Source organism: Mesorhizobium sp. Cs1299R1N3 (assembly GCF_037179625.1).
GTDB classification, from domain to species: Bacteria; Pseudomonadota; Alphaproteobacteria; order Rhizobiales; family Rhizobiaceae; genus Mesorhizobium; species Mesorhizobium salmacidum.
In genome coordinates, this window is the sequence record NZ_JAPYKQ010000002.1 from 45,502 (window position 1) to 64,017 (window position 18,516).

At 64.2% G+C, this 18,516-nt stretch carries 19 protein-coding genes and 1 pseudogene; 14 read left to right on the top strand and 6 right to left on the bottom strand.

Annotated features, from left to right (window positions below):
- Position 1 precedes the first annotated feature (1 nt).
- From O7B34_RS05535 to O7B34_RS05550, 4 genes are all read left to right on the top strand, one after another.
- Positions 2-1,402 (top strand): M16 family metallopeptidase, encoded by a 1,401-nt coding sequence (locus O7B34_RS05535; RefSeq protein WP_337145232.1) that lies wholly within the window; start codon positions 2-4, stop codon positions 1,400-1,402.
- Complete coding sequence (locus O7B34_RS05540) at positions 1,399-2,262, top strand: patatin-like phospholipase family protein (protein ID WP_337145233.1); 864 nt, start codon at positions 1,399-1,401, stop codon at positions 2,260-2,262. Before O7B34_RS05535 ends, O7B34_RS05540 begins: the two co-directional genes overlap by 4 nt.
- Positions 2,263-2,431: 169 nt before the next feature.
- A complete protein-coding gene (locus O7B34_RS05545) occupies positions 2,432-3,067 on the top strand; it encodes a TylF/MycF/NovP-related O-methyltransferase (protein WP_337145234.1) in 636 nt (211 codons plus the stop codon).
- Complete coding sequence (locus tag O7B34_RS05550; RefSeq protein WP_337145235.1) at positions 3,037-3,687, top strand: class I SAM-dependent methyltransferase; 651 nt, start codon at positions 3,037-3,039, stop codon at positions 3,685-3,687. The genes O7B34_RS05545 and O7B34_RS05550 overlap by 31 nt, the downstream gene beginning before the upstream one ends.
- 119 nt (positions 3,688-3,806) lie before the next feature.
- Here the strand turns inward: O7B34_RS05550 and efp are convergent, their stop codons facing one another.
- Positions 3,807-4,376, bottom strand: coding sequence for an elongation factor P (efp, locus tag O7B34_RS05555; protein ID WP_084636569.1), 570 nt, complete (start codon positions 4,374-4,376; stop codon positions 3,807-3,809).
- Between the two features lie 169 nt (positions 4,377-4,545).
- Between efp and epmA the strand changes: the two genes are divergently transcribed.
- Positions 4,546-5,592, top strand: a complete 1,047-nt coding sequence (gene epmA / locus O7B34_RS05560) for an EF-P lysine aminoacylase EpmA (protein WP_337145236.1) — start codon at positions 4,546-4,548, stop codon at positions 5,590-5,592.
- A gap of 25 nt (positions 5,593-5,617) precedes the next feature.
- Here the strand turns inward: epmA and O7B34_RS05565 are convergent, their stop codons facing one another.
- Complete coding sequence (locus O7B34_RS05565; RefSeq protein ID WP_337145237.1) at positions 5,618-6,028, bottom strand: VOC family protein; 411 nt, start codon at positions 6,026-6,028, stop codon at positions 5,618-5,620.
- 174 nt (positions 6,029-6,202) lie between these two features.
- Between O7B34_RS05565 and O7B34_RS05570 the strand changes: the two genes are divergently transcribed.
- The 6 genes from O7B34_RS05570 to lpxK all read left to right on the top strand — a co-directional run bounded on the left by O7B34_RS05570 (position 6,203) and on the right by lpxK (position 11,795).
- On the top strand, positions 6,203-7,546 hold the full coding sequence (locus O7B34_RS05570) for a TldD/PmbA family protein (protein WP_337145238.1): 1,344 nt from the start codon (positions 6,203-6,205) through the stop codon (positions 7,544-7,546).
- Complete coding sequence (locus O7B34_RS05575; RefSeq protein WP_337145239.1) at positions 7,533-8,336, top strand: 3'(2'),5'-bisphosphate nucleotidase CysQ; 804 nt, start codon at positions 7,533-7,535, stop codon at positions 8,334-8,336. Before O7B34_RS05570 ends, O7B34_RS05575 begins: the two co-directional genes overlap by 14 nt.
- A gap of 76 nt (positions 8,337-8,412) precedes the next feature.
- Positions 8,413-8,658: a DUF4170 domain-containing protein gene (locus tag O7B34_RS05580; RefSeq protein WP_337128335.1), complete on the top strand. Its 246-nt coding sequence runs from the start codon at positions 8,413-8,415 to the stop codon at positions 8,656-8,658.
- Between the two features lie 5 nt (positions 8,659-8,663).
- The gene (locus O7B34_RS05585) at positions 8,664-9,455 is read left to right on the top strand and encodes a lysophospholipid acyltransferase family protein (protein WP_140714217.1); all 792 of its coding nucleotides are present in this window, start codon (positions 8,664-8,666) and stop codon (positions 9,453-9,455) included.
- Entirely contained in the window at positions 9,452-10,768 is a 1,317-nt protein-coding gene (waaA, locus tag O7B34_RS05590) for a lipid IV(A) 3-deoxy-D-manno-octulosonic acid transferase (protein ID WP_337145240.1), read from the top strand. The genes O7B34_RS05585 and waaA overlap by 4 nt, the downstream gene beginning before the upstream one ends.
- Position 10,769: 1 nt before the next feature.
- The gene (gene lpxK, locus O7B34_RS05595) at positions 10,770-11,795 is read left to right on the top strand and encodes a tetraacyldisaccharide 4'-kinase (RefSeq protein WP_337145241.1); all 1,026 of its coding nucleotides are present in this window, start codon (positions 10,770-10,772) and stop codon (positions 11,793-11,795) included.
- Here lpxK and O7B34_RS05600 read toward each other — a convergent pair.
- The gene (locus O7B34_RS05600) at positions 11,792-12,025 is read right to left on the bottom strand and encodes a DUF2093 domain-containing protein (RefSeq protein WP_337140823.1); all 234 of its coding nucleotides are present in this window, start codon (positions 12,023-12,025) and stop codon (positions 11,792-11,794) included. The two genes, lpxK and O7B34_RS05600, sit on opposite strands and share 4 nt — an antisense overlap.
- 114 nt (positions 12,026-12,139) lie before the next feature.
- Here O7B34_RS05600 and O7B34_RS05605 point away from each other — a divergent pair, with 114 nt between their 5' ends.
- Positions 12,140-12,736, top strand: coding sequence for a hypothetical protein (locus O7B34_RS05605; protein ID WP_337145242.1), 597 nt, complete (start codon positions 12,140-12,142; stop codon positions 12,734-12,736).
- Positions 12,737-12,796: 60 nt separating this feature from the next.
- Here the strand turns inward: O7B34_RS05605 and O7B34_RS05610 are convergent.
- Positions 12,797-13,722 (bottom strand): annotated as a pseudogene (locus O7B34_RS05610) (LysR substrate-binding domain-containing protein).
- Between the two features lie 90 nt (positions 13,723-13,812).
- On the opposite strand from O7B34_RS05610, the gene O7B34_RS05615 reads away from it, so the two are divergent.
- Complete coding sequence (locus O7B34_RS05615) at positions 13,813-14,706, top strand: DMT family transporter (protein WP_337145243.1); 894 nt, start codon at positions 13,813-13,815, stop codon at positions 14,704-14,706.
- Between the two features lie 159 nt (positions 14,707-14,865).
- Positions 14,866-15,594, top strand: a complete 729-nt coding sequence (locus O7B34_RS05620) for a hypothetical protein (RefSeq protein WP_337145244.1) — start codon at positions 14,866-14,868, stop codon at positions 15,592-15,594.
- Between the two features lie 22 nt (positions 15,595-15,616).
- Here the strand turns inward: O7B34_RS05620 and mutL are convergent, their stop codons facing one another.
- On the bottom strand, positions 15,617-17,506 hold the full coding sequence (gene mutL, locus O7B34_RS05625) for a DNA mismatch repair endonuclease MutL (RefSeq protein WP_337145245.1): 1,890 nt from the start codon (positions 17,504-17,506) through the stop codon (positions 15,617-15,619).
- A gap of 43 nt (positions 17,507-17,549) precedes the next feature.
- Entirely contained in the window at positions 17,550-18,452 is a 903-nt protein-coding gene (locus tag O7B34_RS05630) for a LysR substrate-binding domain-containing protein (RefSeq protein WP_337145246.1), read from the bottom strand.
- Positions 18,453-18,516 lie beyond the last annotated feature (64 nt).

Here is an 18,516-nt window from a genome sequence, read left to right on the forward strand (position 1 = left end):
GATGATGAACGAGTTTAGCGGCGCGTTGACTTCTCCCCGCGAGGCTCCCCCTTCTCCCCTTGCGAGGGGAGAAGGGAAGGCCCTGCATGCCATCGCAACCCTATTCCTCTCCATCCTCTTCCTAATCCTGCCGGCGCTTGCCGCCCACGCCATGGACATCCAGTCCGTCACCTCGCCGAAGGGCGTCACGGCCTGGCTGGTGGAGGACTATTCCGTGCCGGTCGTCGCCGTCCGTTTCGTCTTCGGCGGCGGCTCGACGCAGGATCCGGTGGGGAAGGAAGGCCTGGCCAATCTGATGACCGGCCTGTTCGATGAGGGCGCCGGCCCGCTCGATTCGGAAGCCTTCCAGATCAAGCTCGACGATGCCGGCGCCGAAATGAGCTTTGACGCGACCCGCGACGGCATCTACGGCTCCATGCGCATGCTGGCCGAACAGCGCGACGAAGCCTTCGACCTGTTGCGGCTGGCGGTCAATGAGCCGCGCTTCGACCAGGCGCCGATCGATCGCATCCGCGCCCAGGTCCTGTCCGGCATCATCGCCAACGAGAACGACCCGGACACGGTGGCGCAGAATCGATGGGCGCGCGCCGTCTATGGCGACCACCCCTATTCGCGCTCCGACCAGGGCACCAGGCAGAGCATCGCCGCCATCACCCAGGCCGACCTTGAGGCCCTGCACAAGGCGGTGTTCGCGCGCGGCGGCCTGCATGTCGCCGTGGTCGGCGCCATCGATGCCGAGACGCTGAAGAAGAAGCTCGACATGGTGTTCGGCGATCTGCCGCCAAACCAGGCGATCGCCCCTGTCGCCGATATCGAGCCCAGGCTGGCGCAGCATATCGAGGTCAATTACGACCTGCCGCAGACCTCGCTGCAGCTCGCCTGGCCAGGCGTGAAGCGCAAGTCGGCGGATTTCTTCCCGGCCGCGCTGATGAATGAAATTCTTGGCGGCGGCACCTTCACCTCGCGCCTGTTCCAGGAGGTGCGCGAAAAGCGCGGACTGGCCTACAGCGTCAATTCCTCGCTGGTGAACCAGGACCACGCCGACGCGCTGATCGTCACCACCGGAACGCGTTCCGACCGCGCCGCCGAGACGCTCGGCATCGTACGCGACGTCGTCAAGCGGTTGGCGCAGGACGGCCCGACCGAGGCCGAACTGGCGGCGACCAAGAAATATCTGATCGGCGCCTATGCCATCAGCAATCTGGATTCGTCGAGTGCCATCGCCGCGACGCTGGTCGAGTTGCAGCTCGACGATCTCGGCATCGACTACATGCAGCGCCGTACCGGCTATATCAACGCGGTGACGCTCGATCAGGTCAAGGCGGAGGCGAAGAAGCTGCTGACCGCCGAGCCGACCATCATGGTGGTCGGACCGCCGCTGGCGGGAGCCGGCAAGGGATGAGCCCGACTTTCGGCATAGCTTTCGGCGGCGGCGGCGCGCGCGGCCTGGCGCATATCCATGTCATCGAGGCTCTGAACGAACTCGGCATCAAGCCGGTGGCGATAGCCGGCTCCTCGATCGGCGCCGTCATGGGCGCCGGCATGGCCTCGGGCATGACCGGCAAGGACATGCACGACTATGCCCGCTCGATCCTCGGCCGGCGCGCCCAGGTGGCGAGCCGCATGTGGCGGGCACGGCCAGGCACGATCGCGGAAGCCATGCAAAACGGCATCCGGGTCAGCCAGTTCAATGTCGAGCGCATCCTCAAGGCCTTTTTGCCCGAAGCCATTCCCGAAACCTTCGCCGAATTGAAAATCCCGCTGAAGGTGACAGCGACGGACTATTTCGGCCACAAGCTCGCCGTGTTCGACGATGGCGACCTGCACTCGGCCCTTGCCGCCTCGGCCGCCATCCCCGCCGTCTTCCGCCCGGTGATGCGTGACGGCAGACTGCTGATCGACGGCGGCATCTACAACCCCGTGCCGTTCGATCTGATCGAGAAGGATGCCGACATCATCATCGGCGTCGACGTGGTCGGCGCGCCGGAAGAGGCCGACCGAAAACAGCCGACCTCCGTCGACCTGATGTTCGGCGCCACGCAGCTGATGATGCAGTCGATCATCGCCAACAAGCTGAAACAATGCCAGCCCGATATACTGGTCCGCCCGGCGGTGTCCAAATACCGGGTGCTCGATTTCCTGAAGATCGATGCCTTGATGAACGAGACCGTTGAAATCAAGGATCGGCTGAAGCGGGAGGTGGCGAGGGTGGTGGAAGAGCGAGCCGGCAAACGCAAGGGCAGGAAACCGGCGGCCGAGTGAGTTGGTTCCGGGAGCTTCGGTGACCTGGCTCTAGATGCGGGAAACCCTGAGGTGGCCCAGCGCCGTTTGGTCGGGTGGCCTCACAATGTCGGTCGTTCCCTTGCTCTTTGGCTCGATATCCGCAACAGCATGTTTCGATTCAAAACCTTGATGCCTCGAAAGATCGACCATGAACCGTCTCTACACAGATCTCCTTATCAAGATCATTGCCAACACAATTTATGGCTCCGGTTCGCAGGTGATCGATCCCGCGCAAATGGGAGAGTCGACCCCCTTCAATCGCGAGGATCGCCTCCAGGGTCGCGATTGGCCGACGGTTGCTCATTCGATGGCAGGCATCAAGCGCTTGTCGAATGTGCGAGACCTCGTCCAAAGGGTCATCGATGAGAACGTGCCTGGGGATTTCATCGAGACCGGGGTCCGGCGCGGTGGCTGCTGTATTCTCATGAAGGGGGTGCTGGCCGCCAACGAGGTCACCGACAGGAAAGTCTATGTCGCCGACTCCTTTGACGGTTTGCCACAGCCGGACGCCGAAAACTATCCGGCTTTGGCAGTGGTGGATACGATCATTCATGGATCATCGAAGCGGGTAGACGTTTTGCAAACATGGAGTTTGCCGAGATCGAGGCAAACTTTGGCGAAGCGCTTTGCCTTGTTGCAAATGAATGGGAGCCGGTGTTTGCGCGGCTCAAGGCGAACCTCGTTGGCAAAGGGAGAGGGCAACCACAATCAAAATTTCTACAGCCGGCGGATTGCGAAGCTGAGGAGGCTACGATGGGCGGGTTCTTGCATCAGTATTTTTTGAACAACAGCGGCAAGGAAATATACAAATGGCTGCACTATTTCGACATTTACGAACGCCACTTCGAGCGGTTCAGAAATAGAAAGCCAGTCGTCGTTGAAGTCGGCGTGTACAAAGGAGGCTCGCTCGAAATGTGGCGAGCCTATTTCGGCGAGGGCGCGCAAATTGTCGGGATCGATATCGACCCAGCCTGCAAGGTGCACGAGTCGGAGCAGGTTGAGGTTTTCATTGGCAGCCAGGACGACCCTGAACTCCTCGATCGCATAGTCGAGAAATATGGACCTATCGACATCGTGGTCGATGACGGCAGCCATATGATGGATCACGTCATCGCGACATTCGAGCATCTTTACCAACACGTGCAGCCGAACGGTGTCTACTTGGTCGAGGACACGCATACGAGTTATTGGGACGCCTACGGCGGCGGACTCCGCAGGCCAGGTTCGTTCATGGAATTCGCCAAGGGGAAGCTCGACGAGATAAACGCACACCACTCGCGCGGCGCGTTGCCGGCGAACGCGTTCACCAATTCGACGGACTCGATCTGTGTCTATGACAGCATTGTCGTCTTTGAGAAACGGCCGCAGGGCAAACGCCAAACCTTGATAACCGGCAGGGAATAAATCCAACCCAGCCGTCCCGTTCCGAGAACAACAGAGATACTTTCAAGCAAAGCAATCAATCGGCGCTAAAAGGGGTCTGAGAAAACGCCGGCCGCCGGTACCTGATCAAAAACTTCCCCTCAGTCCTTCGCCCGCTCCACATAGGACCCATCGGCCGTCATCACCACCACGCGGGTGCCGGGCGCGATGTGGGGCGGCACGGTGGTGCGCACGCCGTTGGAGAGCACGGCCGGCTTGTAGGAGGACGATGCCGTCTGGCCCTTGGTGGTCGGCTCGGTCTCGACCACTTCGAAGGTGGCGCGCTGCGGTAGCACCAGGGAGATCGCGATGCCGTTGAACTGGGACACCTGCACCGGCATGCCTTCCTTCAGATAAGGCGCCGCATCACCGACCACCGCTTCCGACACCGCCACCTGGTCGTAGGTTTCCGGGTTCATGAAGTGATAGCCTTCGCCGTCGGCGTAGAGGAAGGTGTGCTCGCGCTCCTCGACATAGGCGCGCTCCACCTGTTCGGTGGTGCGGTAGCGCTCCGACACCTTCACCCCGTCGCCGATGCGGCGCATGTCGAGCTGCGTCACGGGCGTGCCCTTGCCTGGGTGGATGTTTTCGGCAAAGAGGATCACATAAAGCTTGCCGTCCTTGTCGACGACATTGCCTTTGCGGAGCGAACTGGCGATGACTTTCACCACGGTTTTAAATCCTGCGAGGTTTGACTGGCGTTTGCCGGCTTGTGCGGCGCTGGATGGGGGCCTAGCGCATCTTGGCGCGAACCGCCAGCCCCCCAATGCGAACTGGCCCGGGGCGAACTGGCATGGGGCGAACTGACATGGGGCGCACCTGCATGCCTTCAATCCGCTCATGACCGCCGCGTCGCCCTGGTGGACGCCGCATGTCCATGCCGACCGCCGTCCGCGCCTGATGCTGCGCAACGGGCTCACGGTTGCCCTGCGCGACTGGTTCGCCCGCAACGACTTCATCGAGGTGGAGACGGCCGCGCTGCAGGTCTCGCCCGGCAACGAGGCGCATCTGGCGGCTTTCGCCACGGAGGCGGTCGGGCCGGATGGCGCCCGATCGCCGCTTTATCTCCACACCTCGCCGGAATTCGCCTGCAAGAAGCTGCTCGCCGCGGGCGAACAGCGCATTTTCAGCCTGGGTCCGGTCTACCGCAATCGTGAGCGCGGCCCCTTGCATCATCCCGAATTCACCATGCTCGAATGGTACCGGGTCGGCGAGACCTATGAGAGCCTGATGCGCGATTGCGCAGCGCTGCTGGCGTTGGCCGCGACGAGGGCAGGAGCCGCGCGCTTTTCTTTCCGGGGCCGCGACTGCGATCCGTTTGCCGAACCGGAGCGGTTGACCGTGGCGGATGCCTTCAGCCGCCATGCCGGCATCGATCTGCTGGCCACGGTCGCCGTCGATGGCGGCACGGACCGCGACGCGCTTCATGCCGCACTGATCCAGGCCGGCTTGCGCACCGCGCCCGACGACAGCTGGGCGGATTTGTTCAGCCGCGTGATGGTGGAAAAGATCGAGCCGCTCCTCGGGCAGGGGCGGGCGACCATCCTGTGCGAATATCCGGTCGCCGAGGCGGCGCTCGCCCGGCCGAGCCCCGGAGATCCACGCGTCGCCGAACGTTTCGAGCTCTATTGCTGCGGGGTCGAGCTCGCCAACGGCTTTGGCGAGTTGACCGACGTGGCCGAGCAGCGCCGGCGCTTCATCATGGAGATGGACGAGAAAGAGCGCGTCTATGGCGAGCGCTACCCGCTGGACGAGGATTTTCTAGCGGCCCTTGCCATCATGCCGCAGGCCAGCGGCATCGCGCTCGGCTTCGACCGGCTCGTGATGCTGGCGACCGGCGCTCACAAGATCGAGGACGTGATCTGGACGCCGGTCGCGGCATCTTGAACGACAGGCTGCTGCCCCTCTGACTTCAATGCGCGAAAACCTGCTCGATCGAGTGAAAGCCCTTGAATTCCAGGGCGTTGCCCGAGGGGTCGCGGATAAACAATGTCGCCTGTTCGCCGGGCTCGCCCTTGAAACGCACCATTGGCCGCTCCAGCCAGTCTATGTCGTCGCGCGCTTCCAGCCGAGTGGCAAGGCGCTGCCAGTCGTCCATCATGAGCACAGCGCCAAAATGCGGGATCGGCACGGTGATACCGTCGACCTTGCCGTCACTGGCGGCTTGCGCGGGGCGCAGATGCGCCGACATCTGGTGGCCGTAAAGGTCGAAATCGACCCAGGTCGCTGACGAGCGGCCGATCGCGCAGCCCAGCACCTCGCCATAGAAAGTTCGGGTTTCATCGAGATCACGAACCGGAAAGGCAAGATGGAAAGGCGTCATGGCGAAGGCTCCAGATAGGCAAAAACCGCGACGTCCGCTCTTTGCGGGCGCTTCGATGGCGGTTTGGTCGCGACATCCTGATTGCCCTTCTGCCATTGCACAAGCGGCATTGGAACAATAGATGGTGCGGCAGCACCTGCCTTCCGGACAGGCTGAAGAAACAGGATCAAGTGCATGACCGACAAGCTGGACGCCGCGAAATTGACGGACCGCGTCGCGGCCCTGGTCGAGGCCGCCAAACGCGCCGGCGCCGATGCCGCGGACGCCGTCGCGGTGCGCGGCCGATCGACCGGCGTCTCGGTGCGGCTTGGCAAGGTCGAAAACACCGAGGCTTCCGAGGGCGACGATGTTTCGCTGCGGGTCTTCGTCGGCCAGCGTGTGGCCAGCGTATCGGCGACCGCCGCGTCCGATCCGAAGGCGCTTGCCGAGCGTGCCGTCGCCATGGCCAAGGTGTCTCCCGAGGATCCCTACCAGGGTCTTGCCGACCCTGCGCTGCTCGCCAGGCAGACGCGCGATCTGGACCTGTTCGACGCGACCGAAGTGTCGGCCGACCAGTTGAAGGAAGCCGCGCTTGCCGCCGAAGCGGCGGCTCTCGCCGTCAAGGGCGTGACCAATTCGTCGGGCAGCAATGCCAGCGCCGGGCTTGGCGGGCTGGTTCTGGCCACCTCGCACGGTTTTCTCGGCCACTATGTCGGCTCGCGTTTTGCGCGCTCGGCCAGCGTGATCGCCGGCGAGGGCACCGGCATGGAGCGCGACTATGAATTCTCCTCGCGCCAGCATTTTGCCGATCTCGACGCACCCGAGGACATCGGCCGCAAGGCCGGTGAACGGGCGGTGCGCCGCCTTGGCGCGCGCAAGGCGGCGACCGGACCCGTCGACGTGGTGTTCGACCCGCGCGTCGCCCGCGGCATTGCCGGCCATATCGCCGGCGCCATCAACGGCGCTTCCGTCGCCCGCAAGACCTCGTTCCTGCGCGACATGATGGGCAAGCAGGTGGCCGCTGCCGCCATCACCGTCACCGATGACCCGCTGCGGCGTCGTGGCCAGGCCTCGCGCCCATTCGATGGCGAAGGCATCGAGGGCGAGAAGCTCCTGATAATTGAAAAGGGTGTCCTCAACCACTGGTTCCTGTCGACATCAGCGGCACGGGAGCTAGGCCTCGTCACCAACGGTCGCGGCGCACGCGGCGGTTCCTCCGTCTCGCCGTCATCGACGAACCTTGCCATCGAGGCGGGTGAGCGCTCGCCGGAAGACCTGATCGGCTCGCTCAAGACCGGCTTCTACGTCACCGAAGTGTTTGGCCAGGGTGTCGACATGCTCACCGGCGAATACAGCCGCGGCGCCTCCGGCTTCTGGATCGAAAATGGCGCGCTTGCCTATCCGGTCGCCGAAGTCACCATCGCCTCGAACCTGAAGACGATGTTCCTCAACATGGTGCCAGCGAATGACCTCGACCGAAATTTCGGTACTGCCGCCCCGACACTCCTGATCGAAGGCATGACCCTTGCCGGAGCATGACCTGACCACTGCCGGTGCCGATCAGGACCTGCCGCTGCTGCGCGACGCCGCCCGCGAGGCCGGTCTTATCGCGATGCGCTACTTCGGCAACAATCCGCAGGTCTGGATGAAGGGCGGTACCTCGCCGGTCAGCGAAGCCGATCATGCCGCCGATGCGTATCTGCGCCAGACGCTGCTTGCGGCACGGCCGGATTATGGCTGGCTGTCGGAAGAGACGACCGACGATCCGGCACGGCTTTCGGCGCGCCGCACCTTCGTTGTCGACCCGATCGACGGCACGCGCGGCTTCCTCGAAGGCCAGCCCACATGGTGCGTCAGCGTTGCCGTCGTTGAGCTTGGCCGCACGCTCGCCGGCGTGCTCGAATGTCCGGCCATGGATGAGACCTACTGGGCGCTACCCGGCCAGGGCGCCTTCCGCAACGACATGCGCATCGCGGTACGCAAGCCTGAGGACAAGGCTGAAATTTCAGGGTTGAAGCAGTTGATCGACATGGTGCCTGCCGGCTGGCAGCAGCGGCTGCAGCGGGCACCCTACATCCCCTCGCTCGCCTACCGCCTGGCGATGATCGCCAACGGGACGCTCGACGCAACGTTCGTCAAGCCGAACGCGCATGATTGGGACATCGCCGCCGCCGATCTTATCCTGCGCGAAGCGGGCGGCCAGCTGCTCGACCCGAATGGCCGGGCGCCGCTCTATGCCGGCGAGGTGATCCGTCACGGCGCGCTCGCCGCCGGCAGCGGGGACCTGCTGGCGGTGCTTGTCGATGTCATCGCCGGGCTGGATTGCTGAAAGCATTTTCGAAGGTTCCAAAGTCGGCGGCTTTGGTCTAGACCTGTGACAAACTCACGATATGTGAAGGACCGACATGGCCGCGGAAGACGGAAAGAAACAGCTTTTGCATCTGGTGTTCGGCGGCGAACTCAAGAAGCTTGGCGGCACCGAGTTCCGCGATCTCGACGCGCTCGACATCGTTGGTGTCTATCCCGACTATCAATCCGCGCACACCGCGTGGAAAGCCAAGGCACAAGCCAGCGTGGACAATGCCCATATGCGTTATTTCGTCGTTCATCTGCACCGTCTGCTGGATCCCGATAGCAAGGTCATCGGTTGAGTTCGATGGAGCGTGATCTGGCGAAAGAGCCAGCCAGCGAGGCCGCGCCCACGGGCAGGGGCGGCAGCCGCACGACCAAGGCCTTCTGGCGCAGGATTCGCGAGCCGCTCGCGCAATCCCGATTCGTCAAGAACGCCATTGCCAGCCTGCTCGCGCAGTTCGTGCGGCTGGTTCGCCTGACCAGCCCCCTGGTCGCCGGATCGGCCCGCTTTGCGGGCGGCGCCTATGCCGAGTTCGAGCCGGGGATCATCGCTCTGTGGCATGGCCAGCATCTTTTGACGCCAGCCTATTACCCCAAGCGCAAGCCGCTGGTCGCCATGGTGTCGCGCAGCGCCGATGCCGAACTCAACGCCCTGATGCTGGAGAAATTCGGCATCGAGGCGGTGCGCGGTTCGGGCGGGCGCGAGAATGCCAGGCATCTCGACAAGGGCGGGGCCAAGGCCCTCATCGCCCTCAAAAAGTCGCTCACCGCAGGCAAGAACGTCGCCATGATCGCAGACATTCCCCACGGTACCCCGCGCGATGCAGGGCTCGGTATCGTTCTTTTGGCTCGCCTCTCCGGCCGGCCGCTGCTGCCCGTCGCCATCGCCACCAGCCGCCGCAAGGTGCTGGAAAAGAGCTGGGATAAAACCACCATCAACCTGCCCTTCGGCCGCTCCGCAGTGACCATCGGCACGCCGATCTTTGTGGCGGCGGATGCCGACGATGCCGAAATGGAGCGCAAGCGCCAGGAAGTGACGGCCGCCCTCAACGCCGCGACCGCCGAGGCCTACCGTCTCGTGGATGGTCCGCGGTGAGCGGCCGCTGGGCACGTACCATGCTGTCGGCATACCGTTTTGCCGGCGCAGCCGCCTATCCCCTGGTCGGACCCTATGTCGCCTGGCGCACCTCGCGCGGCAAGGAAGACCGCAACCGAAGGCGCGAACGCTATGGCGTCGCCGGCCGCCCGCGCCCCGAGGGGCCGGTGATCTGGATCCATGCCGCGAGCGTCGGCGAGACCTTGGCCGTCGTGCCGCTGGTCGAAAGCATCCTCGACTATGGCGTCAACATCGTGCTGACGACCGGCACGGTGACCTCCGCCCAGGTCGTGGACGAGCGGCTCGGCGACCGCATCATCCACCAATATGTGCCGCTCGATCTGAAGCCGGCGGTCAGCCGCTTCCTCGATCACTGGAAACCTGATCTGGCGATCATCGCCGAATCCGAGATCTGGCCGATGACCATCCTCGAACTCGGTGCGCGCCACGTGCCGCAGGTGCTGGTCAATGGCCGGCTTTCCGATCGCTCGTTCACCTCGTGGAAAAAGCGGGCCAACATCGCCGAGGCGCTGTTCGAGAATCTGGCCCATGTCGTTGCCCAGTCCGACGTCGACGGCGAGCGTTTTCGCGCGCTCGGCGCCCGGCCGGTCACGGTGTCGGGCAATCTCAAGGTCGACACCAACCCGCCGCCGGTCGACCAACGGGCGCTCGCCACTTTGCAGCGGCAGATCGGCGATCGCCCGACCTGGGCGGCGATCTCGACCCATGATGGCGAGGAAGTGGTCGCGTCGGAAGTCCACGCGACCCTGCACAAGCGTCACCACGGCCTTCTGACAATCGTCGTCCCGCGCCATCCCGATCGGGCCGAAGCCCTTGCCGCGCAGATTTCCGGCATGGGGCTGAAGGTCGCGCGGCGCAGCAGGGGCGATCGCATCGGTCCCGACACCGATATCCTGCTTGGCGATACGATCGGGGAAATGGGCTTGTACCTCCGGTTGACCGAAATCGCTTTCGTTGGCCGTTCGCTGACCTCCGAAGGCGGCCAGAACCCGCTCGAGCCGGCCATGCTCGACACGGCGGTTCTCGCCGGGCGCAACGTGCAGAATTTTCGCGAGGCCTATCAGCGCCTGCTCGACAGCGGTGGCGCCAAGCTGGTGCGCGACCGCGACATGCTGGCTGGCGCCGTCAATTTCCTCCTGACCAACGAAGTGGCTCGCCACGAGATGATGGCGGCGGGAATCGCGACTGTCGATGAGATGCGCGGCGCGCTGGCACGCACGCTCAAATCGCTCGAACCCTATATCCAGCCGCTGGTGGTCAAGGCGCGCCTGAAGGGCGCGAACGGGCGTTAGCGTGGCCTCGGAAGCACCACCATTCTGGTGGGAAGAGCCGGACTGGAAAGTCTTGGCGCTATCGCCGCTGTCCGCTGTCTACGCGCTCGTCGCCGGTCGCGGCATGCGGCGGGCCCGGCGCGAGAAGATCCAGGCGCCGGTTTTGTGCGTCGGCAATTTCACCGTTGGCGGCACCGGTAAGACGCCGGTGGCGATCGCGCTCGCCCAACAGGCCAGGCGCATGCGATTGAAGCCCGGTTTCCTGTCGCGCGGCCATGGCGGTTCCTTCGCCGAACCGCATGTCGTCGATATCAGTCATGACAGCGCCAAGCACGTCGGCGACGAGCCGCTTCTGTTGGCTGAACATGCCCCGGTTGCAGTGACGCCGAACCGTGCCGCCGGCGCCCGGCTGCTGCTGGACAAACACGGTTGCGATTTCCTGATCATGGACGACGGCTTCCAGAGCGCTCGCATCCACATCGATTATGCACTGGTCGTGGTCGATGCCCGCTACGGGATCGGCAATGGCCGCGTCATCCCGGGCGGTCCGCTCAGGGCCAAAATCGTCGACCAGCTGGTCTTCACCAGCGGGCTGCTGAAGATGGGCGAGGGCACCGCCGCCGATGCCGTGGTCCGCCGGGCCGCGCGTGCCGGCCGGCCGATCTTCGAGGCCCACACGGAGCCGAGCAGCAAGGCAGGGCTTTCCGGAAAGCGGTTTCTGGCCTTTGCCGGCATCGGTCATCCCGAAAAGTTCTTCGACACGGTGCGCGAGGCCGGCGGCGAAGTGATCCTTTCCAGGCCCTTTCCGGACCACCACTTCTACGCAGAGGACGAGCTTGCCGAACTGGCCGCGACGGCGCGGGCCGAAGGCCTTGGCCTGATCACCACCGCCAAGGACGCCGCCCGGTTGCGCCATGGCGCCTCGCAGGATTTTCTCGACCGTCTCGACGTGCTGGAAATCGACACGGTGTTCGAGCTCGACCACGTTCCCGAACGCGTCATCGAGGAAACGCTCGATGCCTGGCGGCAGCGCAAGCTGAGAGGCTAACCCCGCTTACGCAGTTCCGGATGCACCTCGATTTCGCGGCGCAGCGAAGCGGCGGCGTTCACATAGGGCTCCTGCCGGGCAACGCTCCAGTATTTCAGCTCGTCCAATGGGATGTTTTCGCCCGTCACCGCGCAACGTACGAACGATCCGGGGCTGGTGACCTGGAAATCGCCATCGAGGTAGCGGATGCGGGCTTCCTTGCCGCCAGGGCCTTCGAAACGGTTCATCATGCAATGGCACTTGAGTTCATCGGGATTCAATCGCCATAAATCGTGGGCAAGGTCAAGCTTGGCGCAATGCTCATGTAATATTGCCCTTTGGCACAATGGTTGTCAGGAAGCGCCATGGACATCGCCAATGCAAGCATGCCGTCTTTGCTGAAAGAAGCACTCACGCCCCAGCCGGTGCCTTCGCCCAAGGCCGACCCGGCGACCGCGGCTCTGGTCAAGGTGCTCGTCCAGCCGCCGGCGCCCGCGATGGTGCAATCGGCGCAGTTCGCCGCCCAGGCGCTGCAAGGCTCGCTGCCGCGACCGGCCGCTCAGACCTCGCAACGCCTGTCATCCTCCGAGATCGAGGATGCTTACCGGGCCGTCATGGAACCTGAAGCCGTCACCCACCATGCACCGCCACGAGCCTTGACGGGTGGGGCAGGGACGGACACCGATCAGGGTTCGCGCGGCTTCGCCCCGCCGGAGACGACGTCCACGGACAGCACACCCAAACTGGCGGCGGCCTCGGCCACATTTTCGCCGGCGGTCGCTTCCGCCGCGGTGCTGGTCGCGGCCAACGCCAACGCGCCGCAACCGCGCGGCGCCTCCATCCGTCCGGCGGGCCATGCTCCGCGATCCGAGCCAGCTGCGTCGTCGCTGTGGACGATATCGATCGTGACGGCCATCGTCTCGGCCGCGACCACCATGATTGTGCTTTTTCTGTTTCGTTGAGAGGCATCGCGCGATTTCCGACCGCGACCGTCACGCATTGTCTCCGAGAGGCGTCGCAGCCTAATTGTCATCCTGCAGGAAAGCTTCCAGCCTTGCCGAAGCAAGCCCGGCCTGTTCGGCAATGCGCCTGGCGAGATCGGCGGCAGCCGCGCGCGGTCGGCCGACCGGACGATCCAGCCAGTAGGAAACGGGATTGAGCGCGGTGCGATCGTCGACGGCGACGAGGCGCCCCGATCCTATCTGGTGCTCGGTGAGCGGCGGCCGCGCCAGCGCGATGCCGAGACCATGGGCTGCGGCATCGAGCACCAGATTGTAGTCCTCGAAGCGGCGGTCTTGCGGGCGCGGCCGGTAATCCATGTCCTGCGCGGCGAACCAAGCGCGCCAGCCCGAAGCGTCGGAATCGTTGATCAGCGGGAATTTGAGCAACCGGGCCGGGTCGCCACCGCCGATCTCTCGTGCGAGGCCCGGCGAGGCGATCGGGAAGAGATGTTCTTCGAACAGTTGCACCGAGACACGGCCCGGGATGCGGCCACGACCGCAGCGGACCGACAGATCGATGCCTTCGTCGGCGAGATCGGCCTGACGATTGTCGACGTCGAGCACGATGCGCAGGCGGGTAGGGTCGTTTTCCAGCGTTGCCATGCGTGGCATCAGCCACAAGCCGCTCACCGATGGAATGAGGCCAGGCGCACCACGGCGGTGCCGCGCGGCTCCACCCACCGATCCGAATTGACCGATATCAGCGCGAAGGCTTCGGTGGTCCTGAGATGCAGGCGATTGCCTTCGTTGGTCAGCGACACGCCGCGCGCGCCGCGTTCGAAAACCTTCAGTCCAAGCCAGTCCTCGAGCTTGGCGATCTGCCGGCTGACGGCGCCATGGGTGAGGTTGAGTTTTTCAGCGGCGGCCGAAAAGCTTCCCGTGCGGGCCGCCGCGTCGAAGGCGCGCAATGTCTCCAGCGGCAGCATATTGTTCGAGCTGTGATCCATGCTCACAGGTGACCCTCGATTTGGTCGTTTGTCAATTGACCTGAAAGGGCGTTTTCTGCTGCCGAGACTGAAGAATCCAAGGGCAATGAGATGAGCGCAACCACAGGCACGTTGAATTCAACACAGCGGATGGACACCACGGCCGCCATCGCCGTGGCGCTGACGGTGATCGGCTGGGCCTCCGCCTTCCCGGCGATCCGGGCCGGGCTCGCCGCTTTCCAGCCGTTGGAGCTTGGCGCCCTGCGCTTTGCCATAGCCGCCGCGCCGGCTGCCATCTTCCTTGCCGTCAAGCGTCCGGCGCTGCCCAGGATCGGCGATTTCTGGCGCTTCGCCTTCGGCGGCGCCATTTTCGTCGCGCTCTACACGGCGATGCTCAATTTCGGCGAGCAGACCGTCTCGGCCGGAGCAGCCGGCTTCATCATCAATGTCAGTCCCATCTTCACCGCCATCATGGCGATGGCGCTGCTTGGCGAGCGCTTCTCAGGCCTGGCCTGGATCGGTCCCGTCATTTCCTTCGCCGGCATCGGCATCATCGCCATCGCCGACGGGCATGGCCTGCATTTCAATGCCGGCGCGCTGCTGGTGCTTGGTTCGGCACTCTGCTCGGCCGTCAACACCATCGTCCAGAAGCCGCTGTTTGCCCGTCACCATCCGCTGACCATCGCGGCGTCCAACATGGTGCTCGGCGCGCTCTGCCTGGCGCCCTTCCTGCCCGCTGCTCTGCAGCAGGCCGCCGTCGCGAACACCGCCGGCCTTGGCGCCGTCATCTATCTCGGCATCGTGCCGAGCCTGATCGCCTATGCGGCCTGGGCGACCGCGCTGTCGCGTCTGCCGGCGGCGCGTGCCTCGAACTTCTTGTACCTGGTCTCGCCGATGTCGGCACTGATCGGCTTCTTCTGGCTGGGCGAGGTGCCGACGCTGCTCGGCATTCTCGGCGGCGCGCTGGCGCTCGGCGGCGTTATCGTGGTGAATTTGAAACGGTAATTCAAAAGGTTGCGGTCTTTCCCTGACTTATCAGGAACCACGGATTTCAGTTGACGGCTGCCGCAACGCAAGGCAACTGTCACGCAGTCTTGGCGGATTGTCGTCGCGGAGCGCAGCGGGGTTGGGATGGGAAGACGTTTTATCTCAACGGTCGTTTGCTTGTTGCTGCTCAACGCAAAAGCCATTGCGGGTTGGTACCACGTGGAAAACTACGAGGGTTTCCTCGGGTCATCTCCTATCCATTTCTCCATCCAGACATATGACAGCTTAGGCAGCGCGCCAGAGGTCAATGGAAGCTACTTCTACGACGCGAAGCAAATCCCGATTGCGCTGTATGGCACGGTCAGCGGCACCAGGTTCGTGCTTTGCGAGATTTCAGACGATAAGGAGCTTTATCGGATAATAGTGCAGGGACCGACGCCCCCTGTCGACACCGCAAGGTGCCCATTGTCCCTCGACCTCAATGGAAACGCTTTGAAAGGAAGCTGGAGCAAGGGCACGGACAGATATCCCGTCACCCTCAAGAAAATAGCGAGCCTGGATGACACCCGCGAGGCAAAGATCGACGGCACTGTCGAGATCCCCTTCTGGGCGCAGACAGCCACCCACAGGTTTTCGGGCATTTACACGAATACCGGTGGCGGCCTTTGCATGGAAAAAGTGCAGGTCATCAAGAAGAGCAGCCGCAAGGTTGTCCAGGAAATTACCTTCGCCGATGACGACGCTTGCAGTGCCGGCATGCTGAAGACGATCATCTACATGAATGTCCAGAAATGGGTGGAGCAAGGCAAGGACATCATTTCCGTGAACTTTCAAGGCGGCGGCGCCGGAACCGCGATCGATTACGTCTTCAATTCACGGACAAGGAAATATCAGCAGATGAAATGAGGGCTGGCCCGTTGGGGCCGGTTCACCGCCGCCCGAACAGCCTTTCGATATCCGCCAGCTTCAGCTCGATATAGGTGGGGCGGCCATGGTTGCAGGTGCCTGAGCCCGGCGTCGCCTCCATCTGGCGCAGCAGCGCGTTCATCTCCTCGGCCTTGAGCAGCCGGCCGGAGCGCACCGAGCCGTGGCAGGCCATGGTCGCCGCGATCTTGTCCAGCCGCCCCTTGAGCGTTTCGACCGTGTCGTTGTCGGCGATCTCGTCGGCGAGGTCGCGCACCAGTTGCTGGACATTGGTCTCGCCCAGCATCGACGGCGTCTCGCGCACGGCAACCGCGCCCGGGCCGAAACGCTCGATGCCGAGGCCGAAGCGGGCGAGCGTTTCGGAATGCATGGCAAGCCTCTCGGCGTCCTCTTCCGGCAAGTCGATGATCTCGGGCAGAAGCAGCATCTGCGAGGGCACTGGCCGCGAGTGCAGGGCGTTCTTCAGCGCTTCATAGACCAGCCGCTCATGCGCCGCGTGCTGGTCGACGATGACGAGCGAATCCCTGGTCTGGGCAACGATGTAGTTCTCGTGCACCTGGGCGCGCGCGGCACCCAGCACCGCGCCGAGCAGCGTCTCGGTTGCCTCATTCTGCCCGGCACGCGCATCGGCGCTGGCGAGCGGGCCGGCATCGAACGCCGCCTGGTCGGGTTCACCGAAGCCGGCGGTTCTTGCATTGCCGCGTTCAAAGCCGGCGCCTGAGAATTGCATGTCGAGCGGTCGCTGCGGCGAGCGCGAAGGGTCGAAACCCGCGGGGCCAGACGCGCGGAAAGCTGCTTCGTAGCTGCGATGGCCATTTGTCGGGCCGCCGTGATCATAGGGTGCGGCGCCCGGACGGAACGCAGCCATCATGCCGGCGGCACCCGTGGTGGCGGAGCGGATGCCGGCATCGGCCAACGCCTGCCGGATCGCGCCGACGATCAGTCCGCGCACGAGGCCCGGATCGCGGAAGCGGACATCGGCTTTGGCCGGATGGACGTTGACGTCTACGATGGCCGGATCGAGCGAAAGGAACAGCACGGTCACGGCGTGGCGGTCGCGCGGCAGGACATCGGCGAAGGCGCCGCGAATGGCACCGGCGATCAGCTTGTCGCGCACCGGCCTGCCATTGACATAGGCGTATTGCTGCAGCGCGTTGGCGCGGGTGAAGGACGGGATCGACACATGGCCGGTCAGGTGCACGCCTTCACGCATCGCGTCGATGGCGATGGAATTGTCGGGAAAGTCGGCGCCCATCACGTGCGCGACGCGGCGCAGGCTGCCGTCCGCGCTGTCCTCGGTCGCCGGCAGTTCCAGCGTCGTCCGGTCGGATCCGGCCAGGGTGAACCGCACTGTGGGGAAGGCGATGGCGATGCGCTTGACCACGTCGCTGATGGCCGAGCTTTCGGCGCGTTCGCCTTTCATGAACTTCAGCCGTGCCGGCGTGGCGAAGAAGAGGTCGCGCACCTCGACGGTTGTGCCGCGATTGGCGGCCGCGGGCTTGACCGGCAGAATGCGGCCGCCGTCGATGCCGATCTCGGCGGCGCCGTCGCCCGAAGCCGTGCGCGAGCGGATCGACAGCCGCGACACCGAGCCGATCGATGGCAACGCCTCGCCGCGAAAACCAAGCGAGCGGATGTCGTGGATGTCCTCGGCAAGCTTGGACGTGCAGTGACGCGCGATCGCCAGCGCCAGCTCCTGCTCCGGAATGCCGGAGCCGTCGTCGGTGACGCGGATAAGGTTCAACCCGCCCCCCGATGTGACGACCTCTACCTTGCTTGCACCGGCATCGAGCGCGTTCTCGACCAGTTCCTTGACCACGCTCGCCGGACGCTCGATGACTTCGCCGGCGGCGATCTGGTTGATCATCGTTTCGGAAAGCTGGCGAATGGGCATGATCTGATCTTACACGGATTCGGTCCGTGCGTGCGAGGCCACTTTACGCCTGCGCGACCAGCCAGTCTCTTACCTTGCGGGCATTGTCGGAGAGCTCGCGGTTCTTCGGCCACACGACATAGAAGGCCTTGCCGGTCTTGAGCACGTGGTTCGTCACCGGCACCAGCAGGCCGGTCGCCAGCAGCCGCTCGGCAAGATGGCGCCAGCCCAGCGCAATGCCTTGTCCCTCCATGACGCCCTGGATCACCAGGCCATAGTCATTGATGCGCAGGCCTCGCGCGGTATTGCTGAGGCTGCCGCCTGCCGACTGGAACCATTCGTCCCAGCTTGCCGCTTCACGATAGGGCTCCTCGAGGTGAATGAGACGGTGCGTGGCCAGTTCCTCGACGCTCCCCGGCATGCCGAACTTGGCCAAGTAGCTGGTGCCGGCGACGGGGAAGATCTCCTCATCGGCGAGCGGCAGCGAGTGGTAGTCCGGCCATTCCCTGGGCTCGCCGCCGCGCACCGCCAGCGGGATACCTTCGGCGATGATGTCGAGATCACGGTCGGCGGTCTGGATGCGCAGGTCGATGCCCGGCAATTCGTCGCGGAACTGCTGCAGGCGCGGCATCATCCAGAAGGAGCCAAAAGCGGTCGAGGCGGCAAGCGTTACATGGCCGCCGGTCGCCTGCTGGCGCAGATCCTCGGCGGATTTGCGGATATGCGACAAGCCCAGCGAGACGTCGGCATGGAACCGCTCGCCGGCTTCCGTCAGGCTGACTTGCCGGTGGCGGCGCTGGAACAGCTTCGCGCCGAGCTGCTCTTCCAGTCCGCGCACCGCATAGGAGACGGCCGCCTGCGTCATGCCAAGCTCGCGCCCCGCGGCGGTGAAGCTCGACAGCCGGCCCGCCGCCTCGAAGACGATCAGGCTGCCGGCGGACGGCAGGAGGTGGCGTAGGCTTCGCATAAGCACAGCTTATACAAGAGATCAGGATTTTCCAGCGTCACAGCCATATTTCACCTCGCTAACT